This window comes from Streptomyces sp. NBC_00080 (genome assembly GCF_045041255.1).
In the GTDB taxonomy this organism is placed as follows: Bacteria; Actinomycetota; Actinomycetes; order Streptomycetales; family Streptomycetaceae; genus Streptomyces; species Streptomyces coriariae.
In genome coordinates this window covers 7311196-7334952 of sequence record NZ_CP108235.1, presented here as the reverse complement: position 1 = coordinate 7334952, position 23757 = coordinate 7311196, and the positions used below count along the sequence as shown (strand labels likewise).

The 23757-nt window shown below is 71.0% G+C and carries 24 protein-coding genes; 12 read left to right on the top strand and 12 right to left on the bottom strand.

From position 1 onward, the window contains the following. Positions 1–63 precede the first annotated feature (63 nt). Positions 64–753, top strand: a complete 690-nt coding sequence (locus tag OHU34_RS32710) for a FadR/GntR family transcriptional regulator (RefSeq protein ID WP_142269634.1) — start codon at positions 64–66, stop codon at positions 751–753. Here the strand turns inward: OHU34_RS32710 and OHU34_RS32705 are convergent. The 3 genes from OHU34_RS32705 to fabG all read right to left on the bottom strand — a co-directional run bounded on the left by OHU34_RS32705 (position 734) and on the right by fabG (position 2732). Next, on the bottom strand, positions 734–1090 hold the full coding sequence (locus OHU34_RS32705; RefSeq protein ID WP_405769728.1) for a hypothetical protein: 357 nt from the start codon (positions 1088–1090) through the stop codon (positions 734–736). The genes OHU34_RS32710 and OHU34_RS32705 overlap by 20 nt on opposite strands. Before the next feature lie 164 nt (positions 1091–1254). Next, positions 1255–2022: an enoyl-ACP reductase FabI gene (gene fabI, locus OHU34_RS32700; RefSeq protein WP_142269636.1), complete on the bottom strand. Its 768-nt coding sequence runs from the start codon at positions 2020–2022 to the stop codon at positions 1255–1257. 5 nt (positions 2023–2027) lie between these two features. After that, positions 2028–2732, bottom strand: coding sequence for a 3-oxoacyl-[acyl-carrier-protein] reductase (fabG, locus tag OHU34_RS32695; RefSeq protein WP_142269637.1), 705 nt, complete (start codon positions 2730–2732; stop codon positions 2028–2030). A 241-nt stretch (positions 2733–2973) separates the two neighbouring features. Here fabG and OHU34_RS32690 point away from each other — a divergent pair, with 241 nt between their 5' ends. The 3 genes from OHU34_RS32690 (at position 2974) to tyrS (ending at position 7231) form a co-directional block, all read left to right on the top strand. Then, positions 2974–4497: a TldD/PmbA family protein gene (locus OHU34_RS32690; RefSeq protein ID WP_020130403.1), complete on the top strand. Its 1524-nt coding sequence runs from the start codon at positions 2974–2976 to the stop codon at positions 4495–4497. Beyond that, positions 4494–5897, top strand: a complete 1404-nt coding sequence (locus OHU34_RS32685; protein WP_142269638.1) for a metallopeptidase TldD-related protein — start codon at positions 4494–4496, stop codon at positions 5895–5897. The genes OHU34_RS32690 and OHU34_RS32685 overlap by 4 nt, the downstream gene beginning before the upstream one ends. A gap of 65 nt (positions 5898–5962) precedes the next feature. Beyond that, positions 5963–7231 carry a tyrosine--tRNA ligase gene (gene tyrS / locus OHU34_RS32680; protein WP_142269639.1) on the top strand — a complete coding sequence of 423 codons (1269 nt, stop codon included), beginning with the start codon at positions 5963–5965 and terminating at the stop codon, positions 7229–7231. Between the two features lie 124 nt (positions 7232–7355). On the opposite strand, the gene OHU34_RS32675 is transcribed toward tyrS, so the two are convergent. Further along, positions 7356–7634 (bottom strand): GlsB/YeaQ/YmgE family stress response membrane protein, encoded by a 279-nt coding sequence (locus tag OHU34_RS32675; RefSeq protein WP_020130406.1) that lies wholly within the window; start codon positions 7632–7634, stop codon positions 7356–7358. Positions 7635–7880: 246 nt separating this feature from the next. Here OHU34_RS32675 and OHU34_RS32670 point away from each other — a divergent pair, with 246 nt between their 5' ends. Beyond that, positions 7881–8288 carry a DUF3099 domain-containing protein gene (locus tag OHU34_RS32670; protein WP_142269640.1) on the top strand — a complete coding sequence of 136 codons (408 nt, stop codon included), beginning with the start codon at positions 7881–7883 and terminating at the stop codon, positions 8286–8288. A gap of 197 nt (positions 8289–8485) precedes the next feature. Continuing rightward, on the top strand, positions 8486–8704 hold the full coding sequence (locus tag OHU34_RS32665) for a hypothetical protein (protein WP_142269641.1): 219 nt from the start codon (positions 8486–8488) through the stop codon (positions 8702–8704). Here the strand turns inward: OHU34_RS32665 and moaA are convergent. The 3 genes from moaA to OHU34_RS32650 all read right to left on the bottom strand — a co-directional run bounded on the left by moaA (position 8701) and on the right by OHU34_RS32650 (position 11838). Further along, positions 8701–9690, bottom strand: coding sequence for a GTP 3',8-cyclase MoaA (gene moaA / locus OHU34_RS32660; RefSeq protein ID WP_405769720.1), 990 nt, complete (start codon positions 9688–9690; stop codon positions 8701–8703). The two genes, OHU34_RS32665 and moaA, sit on opposite strands and share 4 nt — an antisense overlap. A 169-nt stretch (positions 9691–9859) precedes the next feature. Beyond that, a complete protein-coding gene (locus OHU34_RS32655; protein ID WP_230196308.1) occupies positions 9860–11485 on the bottom strand; it encodes a cation acetate symporter in 1626 nt (541 codons plus the stop codon). Then, the gene (locus OHU34_RS32650) at positions 11482–11838 is read right to left on the bottom strand and encodes a DUF485 domain-containing protein (protein ID WP_142269643.1); all 357 of its coding nucleotides are present in this window, start codon (positions 11836–11838) and stop codon (positions 11482–11484) included. Before OHU34_RS32650 ends, OHU34_RS32655 begins: the two co-directional genes overlap by 4 nt. Positions 11839–12151: 313 nt before the next feature. Here OHU34_RS32650 and OHU34_RS32645 point away from each other — a divergent pair, with 313 nt between their 5' ends. The 3 genes from OHU34_RS32645 (at position 12152) to OHU34_RS32635 (ending at position 16249) form a co-directional block, all read left to right on the top strand. Next, entirely contained in the window at positions 12152–13681 is a 1530-nt protein-coding gene (locus OHU34_RS32645) for a S8 family serine peptidase (RefSeq protein ID WP_230196307.1), read from the top strand. A gap of 103 nt (positions 13682–13784) precedes the next feature. Further along, complete coding sequence (locus OHU34_RS32640) at positions 13785–15194, top strand: CoA transferase (RefSeq protein ID WP_405769715.1); 1410 nt, start codon at positions 13785–13787, stop codon at positions 15192–15194. Between the two features lie 95 nt (positions 15195–15289). Then, positions 15290–16249: a CopD family protein gene (locus OHU34_RS32635; RefSeq protein ID WP_405769712.1), complete on the top strand. Its 960-nt coding sequence runs from the start codon at positions 15290–15292 to the stop codon at positions 16247–16249. On the opposite strand, the gene OHU34_RS32630 is transcribed toward OHU34_RS32635, so the two are convergent. The 3 genes from OHU34_RS32630 to OHU34_RS32620 all read right to left on the bottom strand — a co-directional run bounded on the left by OHU34_RS32630 (position 16239) and on the right by OHU34_RS32620 (position 18745). Beyond that, positions 16239–16898: a lysoplasmalogenase gene (locus OHU34_RS32630; protein ID WP_405769709.1), complete on the bottom strand. Its 660-nt coding sequence runs from the start codon at positions 16896–16898 to the stop codon at positions 16239–16241. The two genes, OHU34_RS32635 and OHU34_RS32630, sit on opposite strands and share 11 nt — an antisense overlap. Continuing rightward, positions 16895–17797: a sterol desaturase family protein gene (locus tag OHU34_RS32625; protein ID WP_142269648.1), complete on the bottom strand. Its 903-nt coding sequence runs from the start codon at positions 17795–17797 to the stop codon at positions 16895–16897. The genes OHU34_RS32630 and OHU34_RS32625 overlap by 4 nt, the downstream gene beginning before the upstream one ends. 237 nt (positions 17798–18034) lie before the next feature. Next, entirely contained in the window at positions 18035–18745 is a 711-nt protein-coding gene (locus tag OHU34_RS32620) for a VIT family protein (protein ID WP_142269649.1), read from the bottom strand. Positions 18746–19011: 266 nt separating this feature from the next. Here OHU34_RS32620 and OHU34_RS32615 point away from each other — a divergent pair, with 266 nt between their 5' ends. The 3 genes from OHU34_RS32615 to OHU34_RS32605 all read left to right on the top strand — a co-directional run bounded on the left by OHU34_RS32615 (position 19012) and on the right by OHU34_RS32605 (position 21230). Next, complete coding sequence (locus OHU34_RS32615; RefSeq protein ID WP_020130418.1) at positions 19012–20013, top strand: DEDDh family exonuclease; 1002 nt, start codon at positions 19012–19014, stop codon at positions 20011–20013. Positions 20014–20110: 97 nt separating this feature from the next. Further along, a complete protein-coding gene (locus OHU34_RS32610) occupies positions 20111–20344 on the top strand; it encodes a hypothetical protein (RefSeq protein ID WP_078615750.1) in 234 nt (77 codons plus the stop codon). A 94-nt stretch (positions 20345–20438) separates the two neighbouring features. Continuing rightward, positions 20439–21230, top strand: a complete 792-nt coding sequence (locus tag OHU34_RS32605; protein WP_230196302.1) for an SURF1 family protein — start codon at positions 20439–20441, stop codon at positions 21228–21230. A gap of 86 nt (positions 21231–21316) precedes the next feature. Here the strand turns inward: OHU34_RS32605 and OHU34_RS32600 are convergent, their stop codons facing one another. Beyond that, the gene (locus OHU34_RS32600; protein WP_230196301.1) at positions 21317–21508 is read right to left on the bottom strand and encodes a YbdD/YjiX family protein; all 192 of its coding nucleotides are present in this window, start codon (positions 21506–21508) and stop codon (positions 21317–21319) included. A 44-nt stretch (positions 21509–21552) separates the two neighbouring features. Then, a complete protein-coding gene (locus tag OHU34_RS32595; protein WP_230196300.1) occupies positions 21553–23712 on the bottom strand; it encodes a carbon starvation CstA family protein in 2160 nt (719 codons plus the stop codon). Between the last annotated feature and the right edge of the window lie 45 nt (positions 23713–23757).

Below are 23757 nucleotides of genomic sequence, written 5' to 3'. Positions count from 1 at the left end.
TAGGATGATTGGTTGTCCATGCCCGGGTTCCCCTGGGCCGCCCCACCCGTGCGAAGGTGTGCCATGCCCCTGAGCCATCCCCGCCGCTCGGCGCTGTCCGAACAGGTCATCGCCGCGCTGCGCACCCAGATCACCTCGGGCGAGTGGCCGGTCGGCGCGCGCATCCCCACGGAGCCCGAACTGGTCGAACAGCTGGGCGTCGCCCGCAACACGGTGCGCGAGGCCGTCCGGGCGCTCGCGCACAACGGGCTGCTGGACATCAGACAGGGCTCGGGAACCTACGTCGTGGCGACCAGCGAACTGGCGGGCGTGATGCACCGCCGCTTCGCCGACGCCGACCCCGGGCACATCGCCGAGCTGCGCGCCACGCTGGAGTCGAGCGCGGCGAAGCTGGCGGCCGGACGGCGCACGGAGAAGGACCTCAAGCAGCTGGACGCGCTCCTCCTGCGCCGTGAGGAAGCCTGGGACTCGGGCGACGCGGAGGCGTTCGTGACGGCGGACTCGAGCTTCCACCTGGCGGTGGTGGCCGCCTCCCACAACGACGTCATGAGCGCGATGTACGCGGACCTCGGCGAGGTGCTGCGGGACTGGCTGCGCGAGGATGTCGGCGAGGAGCTGACGCCGGAGACGTACATGGACCACACGCGGCTGGTGGACGCGATCCGCGCGGGCGACGCGGAGGCCGCCGCCGTCGAGGCGGCCAGCTACCCCCTGCTGTGCCGCCCCGGCCGGTTCACAGCTTCTGGTGGCTGACCCAGGCCGAGCGGACCTCCTTCCAGCAGCGGCCGGTGAGCCGTACGGTCCGGGCGGGGCCCGCGTCGGCGGGGCTGCCGTCGGTGTCGAGATCCCACCAGCGGTCGCACTCGATGTGCAGACGGACGCGGTCGGTGTCGGCGTAGGGGTTGTGGCAGTAGGCGACGACCCGGGAGCCGCGGACCTCCGTGCGGCACTCCGCGCCGAACGGCTCCTCGGGTGCGGCGGTGGCCTGCCGGGCGGCCGGCACGCGCGCGTGGGGCAACGCGTCGTACGGCAGCGACAGGACGAGACAGACGGCGACGGTCACTGGGGCCAGGCTGCGAGACAGGCGCACAAGGGGACCTCCTCGGCCGTACTGGGGAGGAAAGCGCGGTAAGGAACCCGCACTTCAGAGTGCCTTGCCGGGGCACTCCCCCGCCTGGCCGAATGAGCCGAACGGGTGACGCCCCGCTCCCCGCGCGCGAGCGGGGGAACGGGGCGTCGACGGCGTGTCGGTGATCAGGCTCCGATGGCGTGCAGGCCACCGTCGACGTGCACGATCTCGCCGGTGGTCTTCGGGAACCAGTCGCTCAGCAGGGCGACCACACCGCGGCCGGCCGGGCCCGGGTCGTTGAGGTCCCACTCCAGCGGAGCGCGGTCGTCCCACACGGAGGCCAGCTCGGAGAAGCCCGGGATGGACTTGGCCGCCATGGAACCGATGGGACCGGCGGAGACCAGGTTGCAGCGGATGTTCTGCTTGCCCAGGTCACGCGCCATGTAGCGGCTGGTGGCCTCCAGGGCCGCCTTGGCGGGGCCCATCCAGTCGTACTGCGGCCAGGCGAACGAGGCGTCGAAGGTGAGGCCGACGACCGAGCCGCCGTTCTGCATCAGCGGCAGACAGGCCATGGTGAGCGACTTCAGGGAGAACGCCGAGACGTGCATGGCCGTGGCGACCGACTCGAACGGGGTGTTGAGGAAGTTGCCGCCCATGGCGTCCTGCGGCGCGAAGCCGATGGAGTGCACGACGCCGTCGAGACCGCCGAGCTCCTCGCCGACGATGTCGGCCAGCCGGCCGAGGTGCTCGTCGTTCGTCACGTCGAGCTCGATGACCTTGGTGGGCTTCGGCAGCTTCTTGGCGATGCGCTCGGTCAGCGTGGGCCGCGGGAACGCGGTCAGGATGATCTCGGCACCCTGCTCCTGGGCCAGCTTGGCGGTGTGGAAGGCGATGGAGGACTCCAGCAGCACGCCGGTGATCAGGACGCGCTTGCCCTCGAGAATTCCGCTCATGGTGATCAGTGACCCATTCCCAGTCCGCCGTCAACGGGAATGACGGCTCCAGTGATGTACGAGGCGTCGTCCGAGGCGAGGAACCGCACCGTCGCGGCGATCTCCTCCGGCTGCGCGTACCGGCCGAGCGGGACCTGCGAGACGATGCCCGCGCGCTGCTCGTCGGTGAGCACCTTGGTCATGTCGGTGTCGACGAAGCCGGGCGCGACGACGTTGAAGGTGATGTTGCGCGATCCCAGCTCACGGGCGAGGGAACGCGCGAAGCCGACCAGGGCGGCCTTGGAGGCGGCGTAGTTCGCCTGCCCGGCGGAGCCGAGCAGGCCCACGACCGAGGAGATCAGGACGACACGGCCCTTCTTGGCGCGCAGCATGGCGCGGTTCGCGCGCTTGACCACGCGGAAGGTGCCCGTGAGGTTGGTGTCGATGACCGAGGTGAAGTCCTCCTCGGACATGCGCATCAGGAGCTGGTCCTTGGTGACGCCGGCGTTGGCGATCAGAACCTCCACGGGGCCGTGCTCGGCCTCGATCTCCTTGTAGGCCTGCTCCACCTGCTCGGAGTCGGTGATGTCGCACTTGACCGCGAGGAAACCGGCCGGTGGCTCGCCCGAGCGGTACGTGATCGCGACCTTGTCGCCGGCATCGGCGAACGCGCGGGCGATGGCGAGGCCGATGCCCCGGTTTCCTCCGGTGACGAGAACCGAGCGGCTCAACGGATCACCCTTTCGATAGGGGTCTGACGCACCCGCCCGAACACGGAACGGCAGGTGGCTTCCCTCGAAACCTATCGGTCCGCCTCGTCCGACGGACATTCGGGCACCGACAGTGGCGCACCGGACTGGCTGTGGGGTCTCTACAGAAAGTTTGCGGAAGCGGGGCGGAAACGTGTGGTCCGGGGCTGCCGGGCGCGACATGATCGAGGCCTTCACACGACGACACCAGGGAGAGACGTAGGTGCCCCACAGCATCGATGAAAGTTTCACGGCCCTACCCCTACGCGCCCTCGCCGACGCCGCTCTCGCACGCGCGCGTGCGCTGGGGGCGGAGCACGCGGACTTCCGGTTCGAGCGGGTGCGCAGCGCGTCCTGGCGGTTGCGGGACGCCAAGCCCTCCGGGTCCTCCGACACGACCGACCTCGGGTACGCGGTGCGGGTGGTGCACGGCGGTACGTGGGGGTTCGCGTCCGGCGTGGATCTCACGATGGACGCCGCGGCCCGGGTCGCCTCGCAGGCCGTGGCGATGGCCAAGTTGTCCGCCCAGGTGATCAAGGCGGCCGGTTCGGACGAGAGGGTGGAACTGGCCGACGAGCCGGTGCACGCCGACCGGACGTGGATCTCGTCCTACGAGATCGACCCGTTCACCGTGCCGGACGAGGAGAAGGCGGCGCTGCTCGCGGACTGGAGCGCGCGGCTGCTGGCGGCGAACGGGATCAACCACGTGGACGCCTCGCTGCTCACCGTCCACGAGAACAAGTTCTACGCCGACACGGCCGGGACGGTGACCACCCAGCAGCGGGTGCGGCTGCACCCGGCACTGACCGCGGTGTCGGTCGACGAGTCGAGCGGCGAGTTCGACTCGATGCGCACGATCGCGCCGCCCGCCGGACGCGGCTGGGAGTACCTCACGGGCACCGGGTGGGACTGGGACGACGAGCTCGACCGGATCCCGGAGCTGCTCGCCGAGAAGATGCGGGCGCCGAGCGTCGAGCCGGGGCTGTACGACCTGGTCGTCGACCCGTCGAACCTGTGGCTGACCATCCACGAGTCCATCGGGCACGCCACCGAGCTGGACCGGGCCCTCGGCTACGAGGCCGCCTACGCCGGCACCTCCTTCGCCACCTTCGACCAACTCGGCAAACTGCGCTACGGCTCGGACCTGATGAACGTCACGGGCGACCGCACCGCCGAGCACGGCCTGGCGACCGTCGGCTACGACGACGAGGGCGTCGAGGGCCAGTCCTGGGACCTCGTGAAGGACGGCACGCTCGTCGGCTACCAGCTGGACCGGCGGATCGCGAAGCTGACCGGGTTCGAGCGGTCCAACGGGTGCGCCTTCGCCGACTCCCCCGGCCATGTGCCGGTGCAGCGGATGGCCAACGTGTCGCTGCGGCCCGATCCGGCCGGGATGTCGACCGAGGGTCTCATCGGCAGCGTCGACCGGGGCATCTACGTCGTCGGCGACCGCTCCTGGTCCATCGACATGCAGCGCTACAACTTCCAGTTCACCGGGCAACGGTTCTTCCGGATCGAGAACGGACGGATCACCGGCCAGCTGCGGGACGTGGCCTACCAGGCGACGACCACCGACTTCTGGGGGTCGATGGCGGCGGTCGGCGGCCCGCAGACGTACGTCCTCGGCGGCGCCTTCAACTGCGGCAAGGCGCAGCCGGGCCAGGTCGCGGCGGTGTCGCACGGCTGCCCGTCGGCCCTCTTCAAGGGCGTCAACATTCTGAACACCACGCAGGAGGCCGGTCGATGAGCGCGGGCACCAACAAGGCGCAGCAGCCGCACGAGATCGTCGAGCGCGCCCTCGAACTGTCGCGGGCCGACGGCTGTGTCGTGATCGCCGACGAACAGTCCACGGCGAACCTGCGCTGGGCCGGCAACGCGCTCACGACCAACGGCGTCACGCGCGGGCGCACGCTCACCGTGATCGCCACCGTCGACGGCAAGGAGGGCACCGCCTCCGGCGTCGTCTCGCGGGCCGCCGTCACCAAGGACGAGCTGGAGCCCCTGGTCCGCGCCGCCGAGGCCGCCGCGCGGGGCGCGGCCCCCGCCGAGGACGCGCAGCCGCTGGTCGCCGACGTGGCCCGGTCCCCCGAGTTCACCGAGGCGCCCGCGGAGACCTCGTCGGCGGTGTTCGCCGACTTCGCGCCCGCCCTGGGTGAGGCGTTCGCACGCGCGCGTGCAGGGGGTCGCGAGCTGTACGGGTTCGCCAACCACGAGCTCGTATCGACGTACCTGGGCACGTCGACCGGACTGCGGCTGCGGCACGACCAGCCGAACGGAACGCTGGAACTCAACGCCAAGTCCCCGGACCGGACCCGCTCGGCGTGGGCCGGGCGCTCCACCCGGGACTTCAAGGACGTCGACCCGGCGGCGCTCGACGCCGAGCTGGCCGTACGGCTGGGCTGGGCGGAGCGGCGGATCGAGCTGCCCGCCGGGCGGTACGAGACGCTGCTGCCGCCGACCGCGGTGGCCGACCTGATGATCTACCAGCTGTGGTCGGCGTCCGGCCGGGACGCCACCGAGGGCCGGACGGTGTTCTCCCAGCCCGGCGGCGGCACCCGGCTCGGGGAGAAGCTGTCCGACCTGCCGCTGACCCTGCGCAGCGACCCCAACGAGCCGGGTCTGGAGGCGCCGCCGTTCGTCATCGCGCACTCCTCCGGCGGCGACCAGTCGGTCTTCGACAACGGCCTGCCCGTGCGGCCCACCGAGTGGATCTCCGCGGGCGTGCTGAAGCGCCTGACGACCACCCGGCACAGCGCGGCCCTGACCGGCCTGCCGGTGGCCCCCGGGGCCGACAACCTGATCCTGGACGGCGGCGAGGACCGCTCCCTGGAGGAGATGGTCGCGGCCACCGGACGCGGGCTGCTGCTGACCTGCCTGTGGTACATCCGCGAGGTCGACCCGGCGACGCTGCTCCTCACCGGCCTGACCCGGGACGGCGTCTACCTGGTGGAGAACGGCGAGGTGGTCGGCGAGGTGAACAACTTCCGGTTCAACGAGTCGCCGGTCGGCCTGCTGGGGCGCGCGACGGAGGCGGGGCGCACGGAAAAGACGCTGCCCCGGGAGTGGAGCGACTGGTTCACTAGGGCTGCGATGCCCGCGCTGAGGGTGCCGGACTTCAATATGAGCTCTGTCAGCCAGGGCGTATAACCTCGTAGCCGGTGGTCGCTCGACCGCCCGAACAGTCTGAAGATCATCAAGGAGATATGAGAACCGTGACGGACATCGTCGACGAACTGCAGTGGCGCGGGCTGATCGCCCTCTCCACTGACGAGGACGCATTGCGCAAGGCGTTCGCGGACGGTCCCGTCACGTTCTATTGCGGCTTCGACCCGACCGCGCCCAGCCTGCACCTCGGCAACCTCGTGCAGATCCTGACGATGCGCAGGATCCAGCAGGCGGGCAACCGTCCGCTGGGTCTGGTCGGGGGCGCCACCGGGCTGATCGGCGACCCGAAGCCCACCGCGGAGCGGACGCTGAACTCGCCCGAGGTCGTCGCCCAGTGGGTCGAGCGGCTGCGCGCGCAGATCGCGCCGCTGCTCGACTTCGAGGGCCCGCACGCGGCGGTCATGGTCAACAACCTGGACTGGACGCAGGGCCTGTCGGCCATCGAGTTCCTGCGGGACGTCGGCAAGCACTTCCGCGTCAACAAGATGATCGCCAAGGAGGCCGTCTCCCGGCGGCTCAACTCCGAGGCGGGCATCGGCTACACCGAGTTCAGCTACCAGATCCTCCAGGGGATGGACTTCCTGGAGCTGTACCGGCGGCACGGCTGCACGCTCCAGACCGGCGGCAGCGACCAGTGGGGCAACCTCACCTCGGGCACCGACCTGATCCACCGGGTGGAGTCCGACGCCGTGGTGCACGCGCTGGCCACCCCGCTGATCACCAAGGCGGACGGCACCAAGTTCGGCAAGACGGAGTCCGGCACGATCTGGCTCGACCCCGAGATGACCACGCCGTACGCCTTCTACCAGTTCTGGCTGAACGCGGACGACCGGGACGTGTCGAAGTTCCTGCGCATCTTCAGCTTCAGGTCCCATGACGAGATCGAGGAGCTGGAGCGGCAGACCGAGGAGCGTCCGCAGGCCCGGGCCGCTCAGCGCGCGCTGGCCGAGGAGCTGACGACCCTGGTGCACGGCGCCGACCAGACGGCCGCCGTGGTCGCCGCGTCCAAGGCCCTCTTCGGCCAGGGCGAGCTCGGCGAGCTCGACGACCGGACGCTGGCCGCGGCCCTCTCCGAGGTGCCGCACATCCAGGTCACCGAACTCGGACCGGTCGTGGACCTGCTCGCCGAGGTCGGCCTGGTGGCCAGCAAGTCCGCCGCGCGGCGGACCGTGAAGGAGGGCGGGGCCTACGTGAACAACGTCAAGGTCACCGCGGAGGACGCCGTCCCGGCGAAGGACGAGCTCATCCACGGGCGGTGGCTGGTGCTGCGGCGCGGCAAGAAGAACCTGGCCGCCGTCGAGGTCACCGACGTCTGAGTGCCGCGCTCCCGCTCTGCGGGTCGCGCGTAGGGGGTGCTCCGCAGGGGGTGCGGGTTTCCGCGGGCCGCGGCTCTCGTCGCGGCTTGTCGCGCCGTTTCCCGCGCCCTCCCGGGCGCCCGGCTCAGGCGTGGGTCTTCCGCTTGCCCAGCGTCGCCATGTAGAGCATGTCGCCCAGGGCGACGATGATGATCGCGGCGATCAGCTGGAAAAGGTGGCGGCTCCAGTCGATGCCGGAGGTCTCCTCGACCCCTGCCGCGCGGGCGATCGCGTTGCCCACGATCGCGCCCAGCATGCCGAAAATGGTGGTCAGCCAGAGCGGACTGTGCTGCTTGCCCGGGAGGATCGCCTTCGCGATCAGGCCCAGCACGAATCCCACGATGATGGCCCACAACCAGCCCATGGCTGCCTCCTTGTACGGCTCTACGTGAGCATTGCCCCCAAGTCTCGGTCCGCCCGCCGTACGGCGCATGTCGGGTGCGGCCATACGCGGCACGGCGCAGAACGTTCGTCCGGGCGGCAGGTGACCCGGTCTCGAAGGCGACGCAGTCGCGGCGTAACGTGGACGGTGTCCGGGCCCGGCTCCCCGATCGGGTGCCGGCCGGAGAGGGGCCGGGGCAAGGCCGATGCGGGCGGACGGTGGAATGTGATGCGGAAGCAGGGTGGCGGCGGCAACGTCCAGGTGTTCCGGATCACCGGTGCGCGCCAGGGACTCCAGGACGACGTGCGGGGCCGGCAACGGCGGTACATCATCTCGATGTCGATCCGTACGCTCTCGGTGATCCTCGCGGCGACCTTGTGGAACGTGGAACGCCATGTGGCGATCGTGGCGTTGGTCCTGGGGGTGGTGCTCCCCTATATCTCGGTGGTGATCGCCAACGCGGGGCGGGAGAACGTGCCTTCGCTGCCCTCCACTTTCCTGACGGTACCGGTGCGAACCATGATCGCCCCGACGCGGGCCGAGGGTGAATCCGTGGGCTCGGTGCCGGAAGAGGAGGGCTTCGCGGAACCCCTCCGGGAGGAACCGCAGCCCGATCCGGCTGAGCGTCAGCCGTGAACACGCCATGAGCGGACTGTGCTCCAAGCTCAGGAAAAGCTCAGATCAATCATGTTGTTCCAGTGCCGTGCGGACCGTGAGCCATGACATACTTCGTACGCGCTCCGCATCCCCCGTCGGAGCGACGGACCGACGCCGGGCAGCTCCCCCCGTGGCTGCTCGGCGTCGCCTTTGTGCGCGTGTGGTGAGACGAACCTGTGAGTGACGAGACCCCGATCTGTTCCGCCAAGGGCTGCCGTGTCGACGCGGTGTGGGTACTGGCGTGGAACAACCCGAAGCTGCACACGCCGGAGCGGCGCAAGACATGGCTCGCGTGCGAGGAGCACCGGGAGCATCTGTCGCAGTTCCTCGGCGTCCGGGGCTTCCTCAAGGACGTCGTCCTGCTGACCGAGTGGGAGTCCCCGCAGGCTTCCTAGCCGCCGATCGCCGACATCGGCCGGTCCGGCTGGAGGAACGTCGGGTCGTCCAGGCCCGAGCCCGCCTTCTTGCCCCACATCGCCAGTCGCCAGATACGGGCTATCTCCTCGTCGGGTGCGCCGGAGCGCAGGGCCGCTCGCAGGTCCGTCTCCTCGCGGGCGAAGAGGCAGGTGCGGACCTGGCCGTCGGCCGTGAGGCGGGTGCGGTCGCAGGCGGCGCAGAACGGGCGGGTGACGGAGGCGATGACGCCCACCCGGTGCGGGCCGCCGTCCACCAGCCAGCGTTCGGCCGGGGCGGAGCCGCGCTCTCCCTCGCCCTCGACGGTGAGGTCGAAGCGGGTGCGCAGGGAGGCCAGGATGTCGTCGGCCGTGACCATGCCCTCGCGCTTCCAGCCGTGCTGGGCGTCCAGCGGCATCTGCTCGATGAAACGCAGCTCGTAGTCGTGCTCGACGGCCCAGGCGAGGAGGTCGGGGGCCTCGTCCTCGTTCAGGTCGGGCATCAGGACCGAGTTGACCTTCACCGGCGTCAGGCCTGCCTCGCGGGCGGCTTCGAGGCCTTCGAGGACGTCCTTGTGACGGTCCCTGCGGGTGAGGGTCTTGAAGACGTCGGGCCGCAGGGTGTCGAGGGAGACGTTGACCCGGTCCAGGCCCGCCGCCTTGAGGGCGGTGGCGGTGCGGCGCAGGCCGATGCCGTTCGTCGTGAGGGACATCTGGGGGCGGGGCGTCAGGGCCGCGACCCGCTCGACGATGCCGACCAGACCCGGACGCAGCAGGGGCTCGCCTCCGGTGAAGCGGACCTCCTCGATGCCGAGCGTGGAGACCGCTATGCCGATCAGTCGGACGATCTCGTCGTCGTCGAGCAGATCGGGCTTGGCCAGCCACTGCAGGCCCTCCTCGGGCATGCAGTACGTGCAGCGCAGGTTGCACCGGTCCGTCAGCGAGACCCTCAGGTCGGTGGCCACTCGGCCATACGTGTCGATGAGCACGTGGGCCCCCTCCCTCGTAGCGATCCCGTGTTCTTCTCCGTCTCTTGCGAGCCTACGTGACACCGGTGACAACGACAGTGCCCGATCCCACGAGATCCCACGGAGCGGAACGCGGCCGCGTCGTAGGGATCTACGACGCGGCCGCGCGGACGGGACGGTCAGCGGTTGCTCAGTGGGCTCCGGTGCCGGTCAGGGAGCGGACCTCCAGTTCGGCGTACTTGCCCTTGTCGGGCTCGTCCTTCGACAGCAGGGTGCCTACGACGCCCAGCAGGAAGCCGACCGGGATCGAGATGATGCCGGGGTTCTCCAGCGGGAACCAGTGGAAGTCGACATCCGGGAACATCGAGGTGGGCTTGCCGGAGACGACCGGCGAGAACAGCACCAGGCCGACCGCGGTGACCAGGCCGCCGTAGATCGACCACAGGGCTCCGGAGGTGGTGAACCGCTTCCAGAAGAGGCTGTAGAGGATCGTCGGGAGGTTGGCGGAGGCGGCGACCGCGAAGGCGAGGGCGACCAGGCCGGCGACGTTCAGGTCGCGGGCCAGGGCGCCCAGGAGGATGGAGACGGCGCCGATGCCGACGGTCGCGTAGCGGGCCGCGCTCATCTCCTGCTTCTCGGTGGCCGTACCCCTCTTGATGACGTTCGCGTAGATGTCGTGGGCGAACGAGGAGGACGAGGCCAGGGTCAGGCCGGCGACGACCGCGAGGATCGTGGCGAAGGCGACCGCCGAGATGGTGGCGAGCAGGATCGCGCCCCAGTTGGAGTCGACGCCGCCGAGATGGAGGGCGAGCAGGGGCGCCGCGGTGTTGCCGGCCTTGTTGGAGGCGGTGATCTCGTCCGGTTTGATCAGCGCGGCGGCACCGAAGCCGAGGGCGAGGGTCATCAGGTAGAAGGCGCCGATCAGGCCGATGGCCCAGAGGACCGACTTACGGGCGGCCTTGGCGGTGGGGACCGTGTAGAAGCGGATCAGGATGTGCGGCAGGCCCGCGGTGCCCAGGACCAGGGCGATGCCGAGCGAGATGAAGTCCAGTTTGGTGGTGCCGGTGGCGCCGTACTTCAGGCCGGGCTCCAGGAAGGCCGCGCCCTTGCCGCTGTTGTCGGCGGCCGAGCCCAGCAGGTCGGAGAGGTTGAAGTCGAACTTCAGCAGGACCAGGAAGGTGAGCAGGAGGGCGCCGGCGATGAGCAGGACCGCCTTGACCATCTGGACCCAGGTGGTGCCCTTCATGCCGCCGATCGTCACGTAGACGATCATCAGTACGCCGACCAGTGCGACGATGCCGATCTTGCCGCTGTCGCTGGTGATGCCCAGCAGCAGCGAGACCAGGACGCCCGCGCCCGCCATCTGGGCCAGCAGGTAGAAGATCGACACCACGATGGTGGAGGTGCCGGCCGCCGTGCGGACCGGCCGCTGGCGCATGCGGTACGCCAGGACGTCGCCCATCGTGTAGCGGCCGGAGTTGCGCAGCGGCTCGGCGACCAGGAGCAGGGCGACCAGCCAGGCGACCAGGAAGCCGATGGAGTACAGGAAGCCGTCGTAGCCGAAGAGGGCGATGGCGCCCGCGATGCCGAGGAAGGACGCGGCGGACATGTAGTCGCCGGAGACGGCGAGGCCGTTCTGGAAGCCGGTGAACTGGCGGCCGCCGGCGTAGAAGTCGGCGGCGTCCTTGGTCTGGCGGCCGGCCCAGACGGTGATGACGAGGGTCGCGGCGACGAACACCGAGAACAGGATGATGATCAGCGTGCGGTGCTCGCCGGCCTCGCCCGCGGCGAGCAGGGTGTGCTGTGCGGGGCTCATGCTCCGCCCTCCATCCGGGACTTGATGGCCTCGGCCTTGGGGTCGAACCGTGCGGCGGCGGTCCGCGCGTACCACCAGGCGATGAGGAAGGTGGTGAGGAACTGGGCGAGCCCGAGGGTCATGGCCACGTTGAAGTTGCCGAAGAGCTTGGTGCCCATGAAGTCGCCCGCGTAGTTGGACAGCAGGACGTACAGCAGATACCAGACGATGAAGGCGAGGGTCAGCGGGAAGGCGAAGTTGCGGTAGGAGCTGCGCAGTTCACCGAACTCCGCGCTCTCCTGCACCGCGACGAACTCCTCGGTGGACGGGAGTTGGGTTGGGGATTTCGAGGGGGGCGGTGTCTCGGTGGCCACGAAGTCTCCTCGTTGCGGATGCGGGTCGGACGGCGAAAGGAGGCGAGTGTCCTCTCGCTCCCTGCCCAAGGTCACGGCGCCGCACAGGGACGGGTTCAACGCGTCGGGCGGGTTTGTCGAAGTGGCCTTCGGCAGGTCATAGCCAACGAGTGGGGGCCGCGTCAGGTCATGGGTCGGCAAACTCGCCGCCTGGAAGTCATTGCTGGCCGGTGAGTCAGGGAGATAGCTTCGGGCAAGCACCACCCGTCATGTACCTGCCCAGGCAGCACCTGCGCCTGGGTCAGGTCCCGTTTCCGGATGATGTGGAGACCCCATGGCTCATCTGCCTTCCAGACGCCGCCTCGCGCTCGCGGTGCCCGTCGTGCTGTCGCTGACCGCTTCCCTCGGCTTCCTGCCGACGGCGGCCTCCGCGGCCCCCGTCACGACTTCCGCCACCCAGACGGCCGATGCCGGAACCCTGGCGTACGTCGTCAACACGAAGGTGGACCACCGCACGATCGGGTCGGTGAAGAAGGCGATCGCCGCGGCCGGCGGCACCGTCGTCGCGGCGTACGAGAAGATCGGCGTCCTCGTCGTCCATTCGGCGAACCCCGACTTCGGGCCGCAGATACGCGCGGTGCGCGGCGTTCAGTCGGCGGGTGCGACCCGTACCGCGCCGCTCAGCGCCGCCGGCACCACCGACGAGGGGGCCGCGCAGGTCCTCTCCAAGGCGGAGGCCGCGAAGATCGAGAAGGCGTCCGACGCGGCGGGCCAGAGTGAGCCGCTCGAGGCCGACCAGTGGGACCTGCGCGCGATCGGCGCCGACAAGGCCGCCGGGATCAACCCGGGCAGCAAGAAGGTGACGGTCGCCGTGATCGACACCGGCGTGGACGACACCCACCCGGACCTCGCGCCGAACTTCTCCGCGTCCCAGTCGGCGAACTGTGTCGGCGGCGTCGCGGACACCAGCGAGGGCGCCTGGCGCCCCTACACCGCGGACGACTACCACGGCACCCATGTGGCGGGTGAGATCGCCGCGGCCCGCAACGGCATCGGCGTGGCGGGCGTCGCGCCCGGCGTGAAGGTCGCCGGCATCAAGGTGAGCGACCCCAAGGACGGCCTCTTCTACCCGGAGAACGTCGTCTGCGCCTTCGTGTTCGCCGCCGACCACGGCGTCGAGGTCACGAACAACAGCTACTACGTCGACCCGTGGCTGTACAACTGCATGGACGACCCCGACCAGAAGGCGATCGTCGACGCGGTCAACAGGGCCCAGCTGTACGCCCAGAAGAAGGGCACGATCAACGTCGCCTCGGCGGGCAACTCCAACCACGACCTGGACTCCGACTCCCTGGTCGACGCCTCGAGCCCGGACGACTCCACGCCGGTCGAGCGGACCGTCGATCCGCACGAGTGCTTCGACGTCCCGACCCAGCTGCCCGGTGTCGTCACGGTGAGCGCGACGGGCGTCAAGGGCACCAAGTCGTACTACTCCACGTACGGCCTGGGAGCGATCGACGTCGCGGCTCCGGGCGGCGACAAGTACCAGATACCGGACACCCCGTCCGCCAACGGCCGCATCCTGTCGACGCTGCCGAACAACACGTACGGCTTCCTCCAGGGCACCTCGATGGCGTCCCCGCACGTCGCCGGTGTGGCCGCGCTGCTGAAGTCGACCCACCCGCACGCGAGCCCGGCCCAGCTCCAGGCGCTGCTCAAGCTCCAGGCCGACAGCACGGCGTGCCCGACCGAGCCGTACGACGGCGACGGCAACGGGGTCGTGGACGCGACCTGCGTGGGCGGCAAGCGCCTCAACGGCTTCTTCGGCTTCGGCGTCGTGAACGCGCTGCGTGCCGTGAAGTAGTCGCCTGACAGGCGGTTGGAGGGTCGGGCGGACATCCGCCCGGCCCTTCGTGCGTGTGCGCGGGGCCCATATATTGATTGAATCAATACTGCATAGTGCAGTCATGACTGGAATCAAGTTTGCCTGGTCGGAGCTGGGCGGCGATCCCGCCCTCCTCGCGCGCGTGTCGACCGTCGTCCGGGAGGGCGCCCTCCCGGCGCGTCTTCCGGTGCGGGAGCTGGCGCGCGCCTGTGTGGGCGTGTGCGCGTTGGCCGGCGCCGAACTGGCGGCGCGGCGGGCCGGCCTCCCGGAGGTGCCCGGGGTGCGGGTGGACGACGCGGTGGTGGCCACCGCGTTCGCCAGCGAGCGGCAACTGCTGGTCGACGGGCGGGCGCCGGTCGCCTTCGCCCCGCTGTCACGGTTCTGGCGGACGGCCGACGGATGGGTGCGCACCCACGCCAACTACCCGCACCACCGCGCGCGGTTGCTCGGGGCGCTGGCGCTGCCGGAGGACGCCGACGCGGCCGCCGTCGCAGCGTCGCTGGCGGAGCGCTCCGCCCTGGAGGTGGAGGACACGGTGTACGCGGCCGGGGGTCTGGCCGTCGCGTCGCGCACGCCCGAGGAGTGGGCGGCCCAGGAGCAGGCGGCCCTGATCGCCGCTCGCCCCCTGGTGGAGCGGGGCCGGTCGGACGAGGCACGCGTGCGTACCTTCGCGCCCCTGGAGGGCGGCCCGCTGCTGCCCGCGGCCGGACTGCGGGTCCTGGACCTGACCCGGGTCCTGGCCGGGCCGGTCGCCACCCGCACCCTCGCCCTGCTGGGCGCGGACATCCTGCGGGTCGACGCACCCCACCTGCCCGAGCTGCCCGACCAGCACGCCGACACGGGCTTCGGCAAGCGCTCGACACTGCTGGACCTGACGACGGACCGGCGCACCTTCGAGGAATTGCTCGCGGCGGCGGATGTCGTGGTCACCGGCTACCGGCCGGGCGCCCTGGACCGGTTCGGACTCTCCCCGGAGGCGCTGGCCGAGCGTCGGCCGGGGCTCGTCGTGGCGCAGGTGTCGGCGTGGGGCGCGTACGGGCCGTGGGGCGGACGGCGCGGCTTCGACAGCCTGGTCCAGGTGGCCACCGGCATCGCGACCGTCGAGGGCTCCGCCGGGCGGCCGGGCGCGCTGCCCGCACAGGCCCTCGACCACGGCACCGGCTATCTGCTGGCGGCGGCCGTGCTGCGGGCGCTGACCGAACAGTCGTACGACGGAGGCAGCCGGTTCGTACGGTCGGCGCTGGCCCGGACCGCGGCGTGGCTCACCGAGGGAGTCCGGATGGGCGAAGGGGAGGGCAAAGGGATGACCAAGGCACGGGAACGGCAGGTGAACGGGGGCGGGAGCGTCGACCCCGGCCGCCGGCTCGCGGAGACCGACAGCCCTCTCGGGCGGCTGCGCCATGCCCTTCCGCCGGTGTCGTTCGACGGTGGGCCGGGTGACTGGGCACGGCCGCCGGGGCCCTGGGGCGCCGATCCGGCGCGCTGGCTCTGAGCCATCGGACGACCGACTGCCGTGCCGGCACCGGACCCACCTGACCGGTTCAGAATGAGTTGCCCGTATTTGCTGTTAATGGTGAAGATCCTGGCATGGCCCTCATACGACCGACCGACGCCACCGACGCCACCGAATCCGTACGCCGTACCGGCCCGGGCCGGGCGGTGGCGCTGCTCGTCCTGGTGGGGCTCGCGGCCCTGATCCCGCTGTTCGGGCCCTCCGTCGCCGCGCACGGCACCGGGGAGAGCGCGCCCACGGACTCCGGCGTGGTGGCGCTGCTGCGGGTGCTGCTGTTCGCGGCGCTGTGCGTGCAGGTGGGCGAGCTGTTCGCGGCCGGTCTCACCCGGTGGGTGCCGGGCGCCCCGACCGGCCGGCCGGTCGGTTGGGCGCCGTACGCGGCGGTCGTGGGGTTCTCGGCCGCGGCGGCCGCCGGTGAGCTGGCGCCGCACGGCCATGGCTCGCGGGGCGGCGTTCTCGCCCTGCTGGAGGCGGTCGCGTTCGCCGTGGCGGGGCTGTGCGCGCTCACACGCCGGCCGAACCGTCAGGCGTGGCCGCTCGCGGCGGTGATCCTGGCGGAGGCGCTGCGCGCGCATCCGCCGACCGAGTCCACGCCACTGATCGGCTCCGGGCTGACGGTGGTGCATCTGACCTGCTCGGCGCTGTGGGCCGGCGGACTGCTGAACGTGCTCCGCACGCTGCGAGGGTGGGGCGACACCGAGGCGGGCGCCGCGCTGCTGGGGCTCTACGCGCGCGTGGCGGCCGTTCTGTTCGCCGGGGTCACCACGACCGGGCTGTTCAGCTCACTGCGCCGGATGCCGTCGGAGGCGGTGCTCGATCAGCTGACGACGACGGCGTACGGGCGCGTGCTGCTCGCCAAGGTGCTTGTCGTGGGCGCGGTCGCGCTGCTCGCCCTGTGGGCGCGGACCCGGCTGCGCCGGTCCCCCGACCCGCTGGCCGCCTGTTCCCCCGCGCGCGTGGAGATCGCCGGGCTGGGGATGGTGGTCGCGGTGTCGGGGCTGTTGACGGCATTGCCGCTGCCGATCAAGGGTTGAGGATCAAGGGCCGCGGTTCAACTGTCGGGTGGCGGCGGCCTGTTGCGCCCAGGACCAGCAGGATCTGGGCGGCGATGTAGGTGAGCATGATCCACAGGTCGGGACGCGGAGCCTGCGGCCAGTCGGCGACGCCGGTGGCGATGAGGGTGTCGGAGAGCAGGAACAGCGCGCCACCGGCACCGGCGACCGGACCGAGCCGGGTGGCGGCGAAGTACGCCATGGCGGTGAGCAGGGTGCTGTAGACGGCGACGGGGAGGCGCAGGTCCGCGGGGAGGTCGGGCCACAGCAGGGCGACGGTGGCGATCAGGGCGGTGGCGTAGCAGGGGGCGAGGAGGGCGCCGCGCGCGTGGGGGCGGCCGATGCGGGCGAACAGCGCCAGGTAGCAGACGTGACCTGCGGCGAAGGACGCCATGCCGGCGAGGAAGGCGGGGTCGGCGTCGAGCAGCAGCAGGGTGTCACCGCCCCAGCCGCACAGAAGGGCGGCGACCAGGAGCCGGGGCGCGCCCCGCGAGGCCGCCCAGGCGGCCAGGAGGGGCATCAGAAGGGGCTTGGCCACCATGTGCCCGGCGTCGGAGCCGACCGCGAGGCTGAGCAGGTCGACGGCCGCGGCGAGGGCGAACAGACCGAGGAGGACGCGGGAGCGGGTCACGCGGCCGTGGTCTCCTCGGCCGTGGTGGGCGTGGTCGTGGTGGTAGCGGCTGTCGAGGGTGCCGGCGCGGACGCGGGCTGCCAGCCGGGCCCGCGGAACACGCGCCCGGTCCGCTCGCGCCAACTGCTCGCCGCCTTCACGTCCTTGACGATCGCGACGTACTCATGCGTGGCCACCTTGATCGGGTTGAACGTGTTGATGTTCTTGGTCAACCCGTAGACGGGCCGGGTGACCTCGGGCACGAACGACCCGAAGAGCCGGTCCCAGACGATGAGGATGCCGCCGAAGTTGCGGTCCAGATAGCCGCCCTGGGAGGCGTGGTGGACTCGGTGATGGGAGGGCGTGTTGAACACGAACTCGAACCACCGGGGCATCCTGTCGATCCGCTCGGTGTGGATCCAGAACTGGTAGACGAGATTGGCCGAGGAGCAGAACGCGAGCGCGGCCGGGTGGACGCCGAGGGCGATGAGCGGGACGTAGAACGGCCAGACGGTCAGCGTGGTCCAGGGCTGGCGCAGGGCGGTGGTGAGGTTGAACTTCTCGCTGGAGTGGTGGACGACGTGACAGGCCCACAGCACGCGGATGACATGGTGGCCGCGGTGGGACCAGTAGTAGAAGAAGTCCTGCGCGAGCAGCATCAGCGGGAGCGTCCACCACAGGACCGGGACACGGAGCGGGGTCAGCTCGTAGATCGCCGTGTAGATCGCGACGATCGGGATCTTCCAGACGAAGTCGAACACGAGACTCCCGAGCCCCATGCCGACGCTCGTCGCGGCGTCCTTCGTCTCGTACCCGGCCGCATCCTCGTCGGGATGGAGCCGGACGCTGATCACCTCGACCACGGTGAGCAGCACGAAGGCGGGTATCGACCACAGCACGACATCGGGCAGGTTCGGCATGGTGGCACCGTAGAACGGCTGATGGGCTGCGGCTAGACGTTGTTACCCACAAGTATTACCGACGGTACGCGCTTGCTTGTTGGCGATCTCCGCCAATCGACGGGCGGCTCCCGCCGACGACGTCGGCCGCAGCCGCGGTGGCCGTGGCGGACCGATCCACCCTCAGAAACCCGCCCACACCCACCGGGCGCCGGGCGCCGGGCACCGGGCGTCGCCTCCGCGTCTCCGTCCCGACCCTCACACCCCCGCTGCCCCCAGCAGCGATCCGACGAGGTACGTCACCCCCATCGCCAGTGCCCCGCCGCCCACGTTGCGCAGGACCGCGCGGCCCGGTGCCGCTGCTCCCAGGCGGGCGCTGCTCCAGCCGGTGCCGGCCAGGGCCGCCAGGACCGACGCGACGGTCACCGGGAGGCGCCAGTCCGCCGGGGGCAGCACGATGGCGAGCAGGGGGAGCAGGGCGCCGGCCGTGAAGGCGAGGAAGCTGGCCCAGGCCGCGTGCCAGGGATTGGTGAGGTCGTCGGGGTCGATGCCGAGCTCCACGCGCGCGTGGGCCTTCAGGGCGTCCCGTTCCGTGAGCTGGACGGCGGCCTCCCGGGCCACGTCCCGGGACAGTCCGCGCTCCTCCAGCAGTCCAGTCAGCTCCGCCAGCTCGGCCTCCGGCTGCTCGCGCAGCTCCCGGCGCTCCAGTGCGAGGGCGGCCTTCTCGGAGTCCCGTTGGGTCGACACCGAGACGTACTCCCCCGCCGCCATGGACATCGACCCGGCGAGCAGACCGGCGAGGCCGGCCGTCAGCAGGACCGAGCGGTCGTCCGTCGCGCCGGCCACACCGACGACGAGGCCCGCGGTGGAGACGATGCCGTCGTTGGCGCCGAGGACCGCGGCCCGCAGCCAGTTCAGCCGGGATCCGAGCGAGCCTTGGTGGGCCTCGGCGTGGGTGGGTTCCGTCACAGCACGGAGGATGGCATCCCGGGAGGCGCGTGCCCCGTACCGACGCTCGCCGTCGCGCGAGCGGGCGCGGACCGGGGGCGACGGGCCGGGTGGGCGGGTGCGTGAACCGACGTCCGGAAGGTCGGAGTTGGCCGGGCATCGGCCGACGGCCGCAGGCACGCGCGCGTGCGCCCCGCGAACTCCCGTACGGTCCGGAGGGCTTCGCACGGCCCCTCTTCGGGGCGGGTGCCGCAAGCTGTCAGTGGGGGCCCGTATCCTCAATGACCATGCTCGAAGACCACACGACGACAGCGTCCTCCCCCACGGAGTGGCCGACCGCGTATCCCCAGGGGTACGCGGTCGTTGACGTGGAGACCACCGGCCTGGCCCGGGACGACCGGATCATCTCCGCCGCCGTCTACCGGCTGGACGCGCGCGGCGAGGTGGAGGACCACTGGTACACGCTGGTCAACCCGGAGCGCGACCCGGGCCCGGTGTGGATCCACGGTCTGACGAGCGATGTGCTCGAGGGGGCGCCCCTCTTCCAGGAGGTGGCCGCCGAGTTCGCCGCCCGGCTCGACGGGCGGGTACTCGTCGCGCACAACGCGGTCTTCGACTGGCAGATGATCGCGCGGGAGTACGCGCGCGCGGAGCGCGAGGCGCCGGTGCGGCAGCGGCTGTGCACCATCGCGCTCTCCAAGGAGCTCGGCCTTCCGCTGCCCAACCACAAGCTGGAGTCCCTGGCGGCCCACTTCGGTGTGGTGCAGCAGCGGGCCCACCACGCGCTGGACGACGCGCGCGTGCTCGCCGAGGCGTTCCGGCCGAGTCTGCGGGCCGCGGCGGCCGGCGGGGTCCGGCTGCCGCTGCTCGAGTGCCGGCCGCTGACCGAGTGGTCCGACCGGCCCGCGCCTCTGATCGGCCGGCAGGCGAGCGGTTCGGGCGGTGGCTACGGCAGCTACCGGCCCGGCAGTTGGCGGCCGTCCCGAAAAAGGCCCGCATGCCCCCATCCCAACCCCGGTCGGTACGAAGACGGCAAAAGGCTCAAGCAGGGCATGCGGGTCGCCTTCTCGGGCGACACGTCGGTCGAGCGGGAGCTGTTGGAGGACCGCGCCGCCGAGGCGGGGCTGCACGTCGCCACGAGCCTGTCCCGGCTGACCAGCCTGCTGGTCACCAACGACCCCGACTCGGGCACCTCGAAGGTGGTGAAGGCACGCCAGTTCGGGACACCCGTCGTCGACGAGGCCGCCTTCGGGCAACTCCTGCGGGATGTGGAGCCGGCCGGCGAGTGATCCGTACGCATCGGTGACCCGTACGTACGGGTGATTGCCACGCGACTCGCCCGCCGACCGCTCGCCCGCGCGCGGGTGACGGCTCACCCTGTGGCGCATGGCGAGATGCGAAGTTTGCGGCAATGACTACGGAATGACCTTCGAAGTGCACGCGCAGGGCGCGATCCACGTCTTCGACTGCTTCTCCTGTGCGATCCACCGCATGGCCCCCATCTGCGAGCACTGCCGGGTGCAGATCATCGGCCAGGGCGTGGAGGTGGAGGGCCACTGGTACTGCGGCGCGCACTGTGCCCGCGCGGAGGGCAGGGCGGGCATCGTCGACAAGGTGTGAGCGGGCCCGACGGCTTCCGGGGACCGGCGTCCGACGACGCCGCCTTCCGGTACCCGGCCGAATGCGCCCCACGACCGAGTTGTACGGTCGTGGGGTGTACCGCTTCCTGTTGTCCCGGCAGTGGGTGATCCTCACGCTGGTCTCCCTCCTCCTCATCCCCACGATGATCAGGCTGGGCTTCTGGCAGATGCATCGCTACGACGAGCGCACCGCCCGCAACCAGCTGGTCTCCGACGCGCTGACCGCCGCGGCGGTGCCGGTGGAGAAGCTGACCACCCCGGGGCACACCGTCACCCGCGACGAGCGGTACCGAAGTGTCACCGCCACCGGCTCCTTCGACACCGAGCGCGAAGTCGTCGTCCGGCGCCGGGTCAACGCCGACGAGACGGTCGGCTTCCACGTCCTCACCCCGTTCGTCCTGACGGACGGCAAGGTGCTGCTGGTCGACCGGGGCTGGATCCCCGCGGACGCCCCGAGTCAGACCTCGTTCCCCGCGGTCCCCGCGCCGCCCGCCGGCCGGATCACCGTCACCGGGCGGCTGATGCCCGACGAGACGACCGCCGCGAGCGGCATCAAGGACCTCAAGGGACTGCCGGACCGGCAGGTCATGCTGATCAACAGCGAGCAGGAGGCCCGGCGGCTCGGCGAGCAGGTGCTCGGCGGCTACATCGCGCAGACCGCGCCCGAACCGAAGGGCGACAGCCCGGAGCTGGTCGGCCGCCCCGGCAGCGAGGACGCGGCCCTCAACTACGCGTACGCCATCCAGTGGTGGCTGTTCTCCGTGGGCGTCCCCGTCGGCTGGGTGATCCTGGTCCGCCGCGAGACCCGCGACCGGGCCCAGGCCGCCGTACGAGAGGCGGAGCGGGCCGAGCCGGCGACGGTCTGACGCACGCGCCACGCGGACACCGGCGCGGGCGAGGCCCGGGAGCCCGCCCACGCCCCGCCCACCCGGCCACCACACCACCCGGCAGCTCAGCAGCAGCGGCTCTGCGGGTGTTCCTCGCGGTGCCGGCTGCGCAGCGTCTGGTACTCGCGCCGGGTCGGGATCGGTGCGAGCGGGTGGTGGCGCCGGTGCCGCTCGCAGTAGCGGTCGTACTCCGCCTCCCCGGTCAACTCCCGCAGATACCAGCGCACGGCCCGCACCCAGCGCACGCCCCGAGCCATACCCCGCGCCCCACGCCGGTGCCTCGCCCCGTCGGCAGCGGACGTCACAGGCGGGCCTCCGTCAGGAGTTCCGGTTCCGTCTTCGTCGTGGGGACGGCAATACGGGACTCGACGAAGGGCGCCTCGGTCGTCGGGAGCGGAGCCGGCGATCGTACGGCCCGTACGCACACCACCGCCGCGTTGACGATCACCACGGCGACCAGCAGCAGGAACACGGCGATCAGTACGCCGTCCACCGTGGAGTTGGTGACCACCGTGTGCATGTCGGCCGGTGACTTGGCGGGCGGCAGCACCTGGCCGGCGTCGAGGGCGTCGGCGTACCGCGTGCGCTGGGCGAAGAAGCCGATCCTGGGGTCTTCGGAGAAGATCTTCTGCCAGCCGGCGGTGAAGGTGATCGCGACCACCCAGGCCAGCGGGACACCCGTCACCCAGGCCCAGCGCAGTCGACCGGACTTGACCAGGACCGTCGTGCAGACGGTGAGGGCGATGGCGGCGAGCAACTGGTTCGCGATGCCGAAGAGGGGGAACAGCTGGTTGATCCCGCCGAGCGGGTCGGTGGCGCCGGAGTGCAGGAAGTAGCCCCAGGCGGCGACGACCAGAGCGCTGCACAGCCAGATGCCGGGCTTCCAGTTGACGCGGCCGAGCGGCTTGAAGACGTTGCCGAGCATGTCCTGGAGCATGAAGCGGCCGACCCGGGTGCCCGCGTCCACGGTCGTCAGGATGAACAGCGCCTCGAACATGATGGCGAAGTGGTACCAGAAGGCCTTCATCGCGGAGCCGCCGAAGATGCCGGAGAAGATCTCCGACATGCCGACCGCGAGGGTGGGCGCACCGCCCGAGCGGGCGATCAGGGTCTGTTCCTCGACCGCTTTCGCGGCCTGGGTGAGCTGGTCGGGGGTGACGGTGAAGCCGAGGCCCGCGACCGCGTGGGACGCCGACTCGGCCGTCGTGCCCAGCAGGCCCGCCGGCGCGTTCATCGCGTAGTACAGGCCGGGCTCCAGGGTGGCGGCCGCGATGAGCGCCATGATCGCGACGAAGGACTCCATCAGCATCGCGCCGTAGCCGATCAGCCGGACCTGGGACTCCTTCTGGATCAGCTTGGGGGTGGTCCCGGACGCGACGAGGGCGTGGAAGCCGGACAGCGCGCCGCACGCGATGGTGATGAAGAGGAAGGGGAACAGCGAGCCGGCGAAGACGGGGCCCGCGCCCGAGGACGCGAAGTCGCTCACCGCGTCCGCCCTGAGCACGGGCGCGGCGACGACCACCCCGACCGCCAGCAGGGCGATGGTGCCGATCTTCATGAAGGTGGACAGGTAGTCGCGCGGGGCGAGGAGCATCCACACCGGCAGGACGGACGCGACGAAGCCGTAGCCGATGAGGCAGAAGACGAGCGTCGTCGGGCTCAGGGTGAAGGTGTCGGCCAGCGAGGAGTTCTGCACCCAGCCGCCGCCGACGATCGCGAGCAGCAGCAGCGCCACGCCGATGAAGCTCGTCTCGACGACCCGGCCCGGCCGGATCCGGTGCAGCCAGAAGCCCATGAAGAGGGCGATGGGCACGGTCATCGCGACCGAGAACGTCCCCCAGGGCGAGTGGGCGAGGGCGTTGACCACGACCAGCGCCAGCACACCCAGCAGGATGATCATGATGGCGAAGACGGCGACCAGGGCGGCAGCCCCGCCGGCCCGGCCGATCTCGTCACGGGCCAGCTGCCCGAGCGACTTGCCGTCCCGGCGCATCGACAGGAACAGCACGACCATGTCCTGCACCGCCCCCGCGAAGATCACCCCGGCGACGATCCACAGGGTGCCGGGCAGGTAGCCCATCTGGGCCGCGAGCACCGGTCCCACCAGCGGGCCGGCGCCGGCGATCGCGGCGAAGTGGTGGCCGAGCAGGACCCGGCGGTCGGTCGGCTGGAAGTCGACGCCGTCCTCGAGGCGTTCGGCGGGGGTGGCGCGGCGGTCGTCCGGCTTCAGGACCCGCCGGGCGATCAGGCGGGCGTAGAAGCGGTAGGCGATGGCGTACGAACCGAGGGCCGCGACCACCAGCCAGACGGCCGATATCCGCTCGCCTCGGGCGAGGGCCAGAACGCCCCAGGCGACGGCGCCGACCAGCGCGACAGCGCTCCACAGCAGGATGGATTTCGGGGTGATACGGGATTTTTCCGGCGCCGGGAGGCCGGTTTCGGGCAGGGCTGACGTACGCATGGCGGCTCCTCGCCGAGCTGACGGAGGTTACGGAGAACACGGAGA

What these genes read in the sequence shown, in the direction of transcription:
- OHU34_RS32710 (WP_142269634.1), top strand. Translation starts at nt 64, where the DNA reads ATGCCCCTGAGCCATCCCCGCCGCTCGGCGCTGTCCGAACAGGTCATC.
- fabI (WP_142269636.1), bottom strand. Translation starts at nt 2,022, where the DNA reads ATGAGCGGAATTCTCGAGGGCAAGCGCGTCCTGATCACCGGCGTGCTG.
- OHU34_RS32685 (WP_142269638.1), top strand. Translation starts at nt 4,494, where the DNA reads ATGAGCGCGGGCACCAACAAGGCGCAGCAGCCGCACGAGATCGTCGAG.
- OHU34_RS32675 (WP_020130406.1), bottom strand. Translation starts at nt 7,634, where the DNA reads ATGGGCTGGTTGTGGGCCATCATCGTGGGATTCGTGCTGGGCCTGATC.
- OHU34_RS32670 (WP_142269640.1), top strand. Translation starts at nt 7,881, where the DNA reads ATGCGGAAGCAGGGTGGCGGCGGCAACGTCCAGGTGTTCCGGATCACC.
- OHU34_RS32655 (WP_230196308.1), bottom strand. Translation starts at nt 11,485, where the DNA reads ATGAGCCCCGCACAGCACACCCTGCTCGCCGCGGGCGAGGCCGGCGAG.
- OHU34_RS32645 (WP_230196307.1), top strand. Translation starts at nt 12,152, where the DNA reads ATGGCTCATCTGCCTTCCAGACGCCGCCTCGCGCTCGCGGTGCCCGTC.
- OHU34_RS32640 (WP_405769715.1), top strand. Translation starts at nt 13,785, where the DNA reads ATGACTGGAATCAAGTTTGCCTGGTCGGAGCTGGGCGGCGATCCCGCC.
- OHU34_RS32635 (WP_405769712.1), top strand. Translation starts at nt 15,290, where the DNA reads ATGGCCCTCATACGACCGACCGACGCCACCGACGCCACCGAATCCGTA.
- OHU34_RS32625 (WP_142269648.1), bottom strand. Translation starts at nt 17,797, where the DNA reads ATGCCGAACCTGCCCGATGTCGTGCTGTGGTCGATACCCGCCTTCGTG.
- OHU34_RS32615 (WP_020130418.1), top strand. Translation starts at nt 19,012, where the DNA reads ATGCTCGAAGACCACACGACGACAGCGTCCTCCCCCACGGAGTGGCCG.
- OHU34_RS32610 (WP_078615750.1), top strand. Translation starts at nt 20,111, where the DNA reads ATGGCGAGATGCGAAGTTTGCGGCAATGACTACGGAATGACCTTCGAA.
- OHU34_RS32600 (WP_230196301.1), bottom strand. Translation starts at nt 21,508, where the DNA reads ATGGCTCGGGGCGTGCGCTGGGTGCGGGCCGTGCGCTGGTATCTGCGG.
- OHU34_RS32595 (WP_230196300.1), bottom strand. Translation starts at nt 23,712, where the DNA reads ATGCGTACGTCAGCCCTGCCCGAAACCGGCCTCCCGGCGCCGGAAAAA.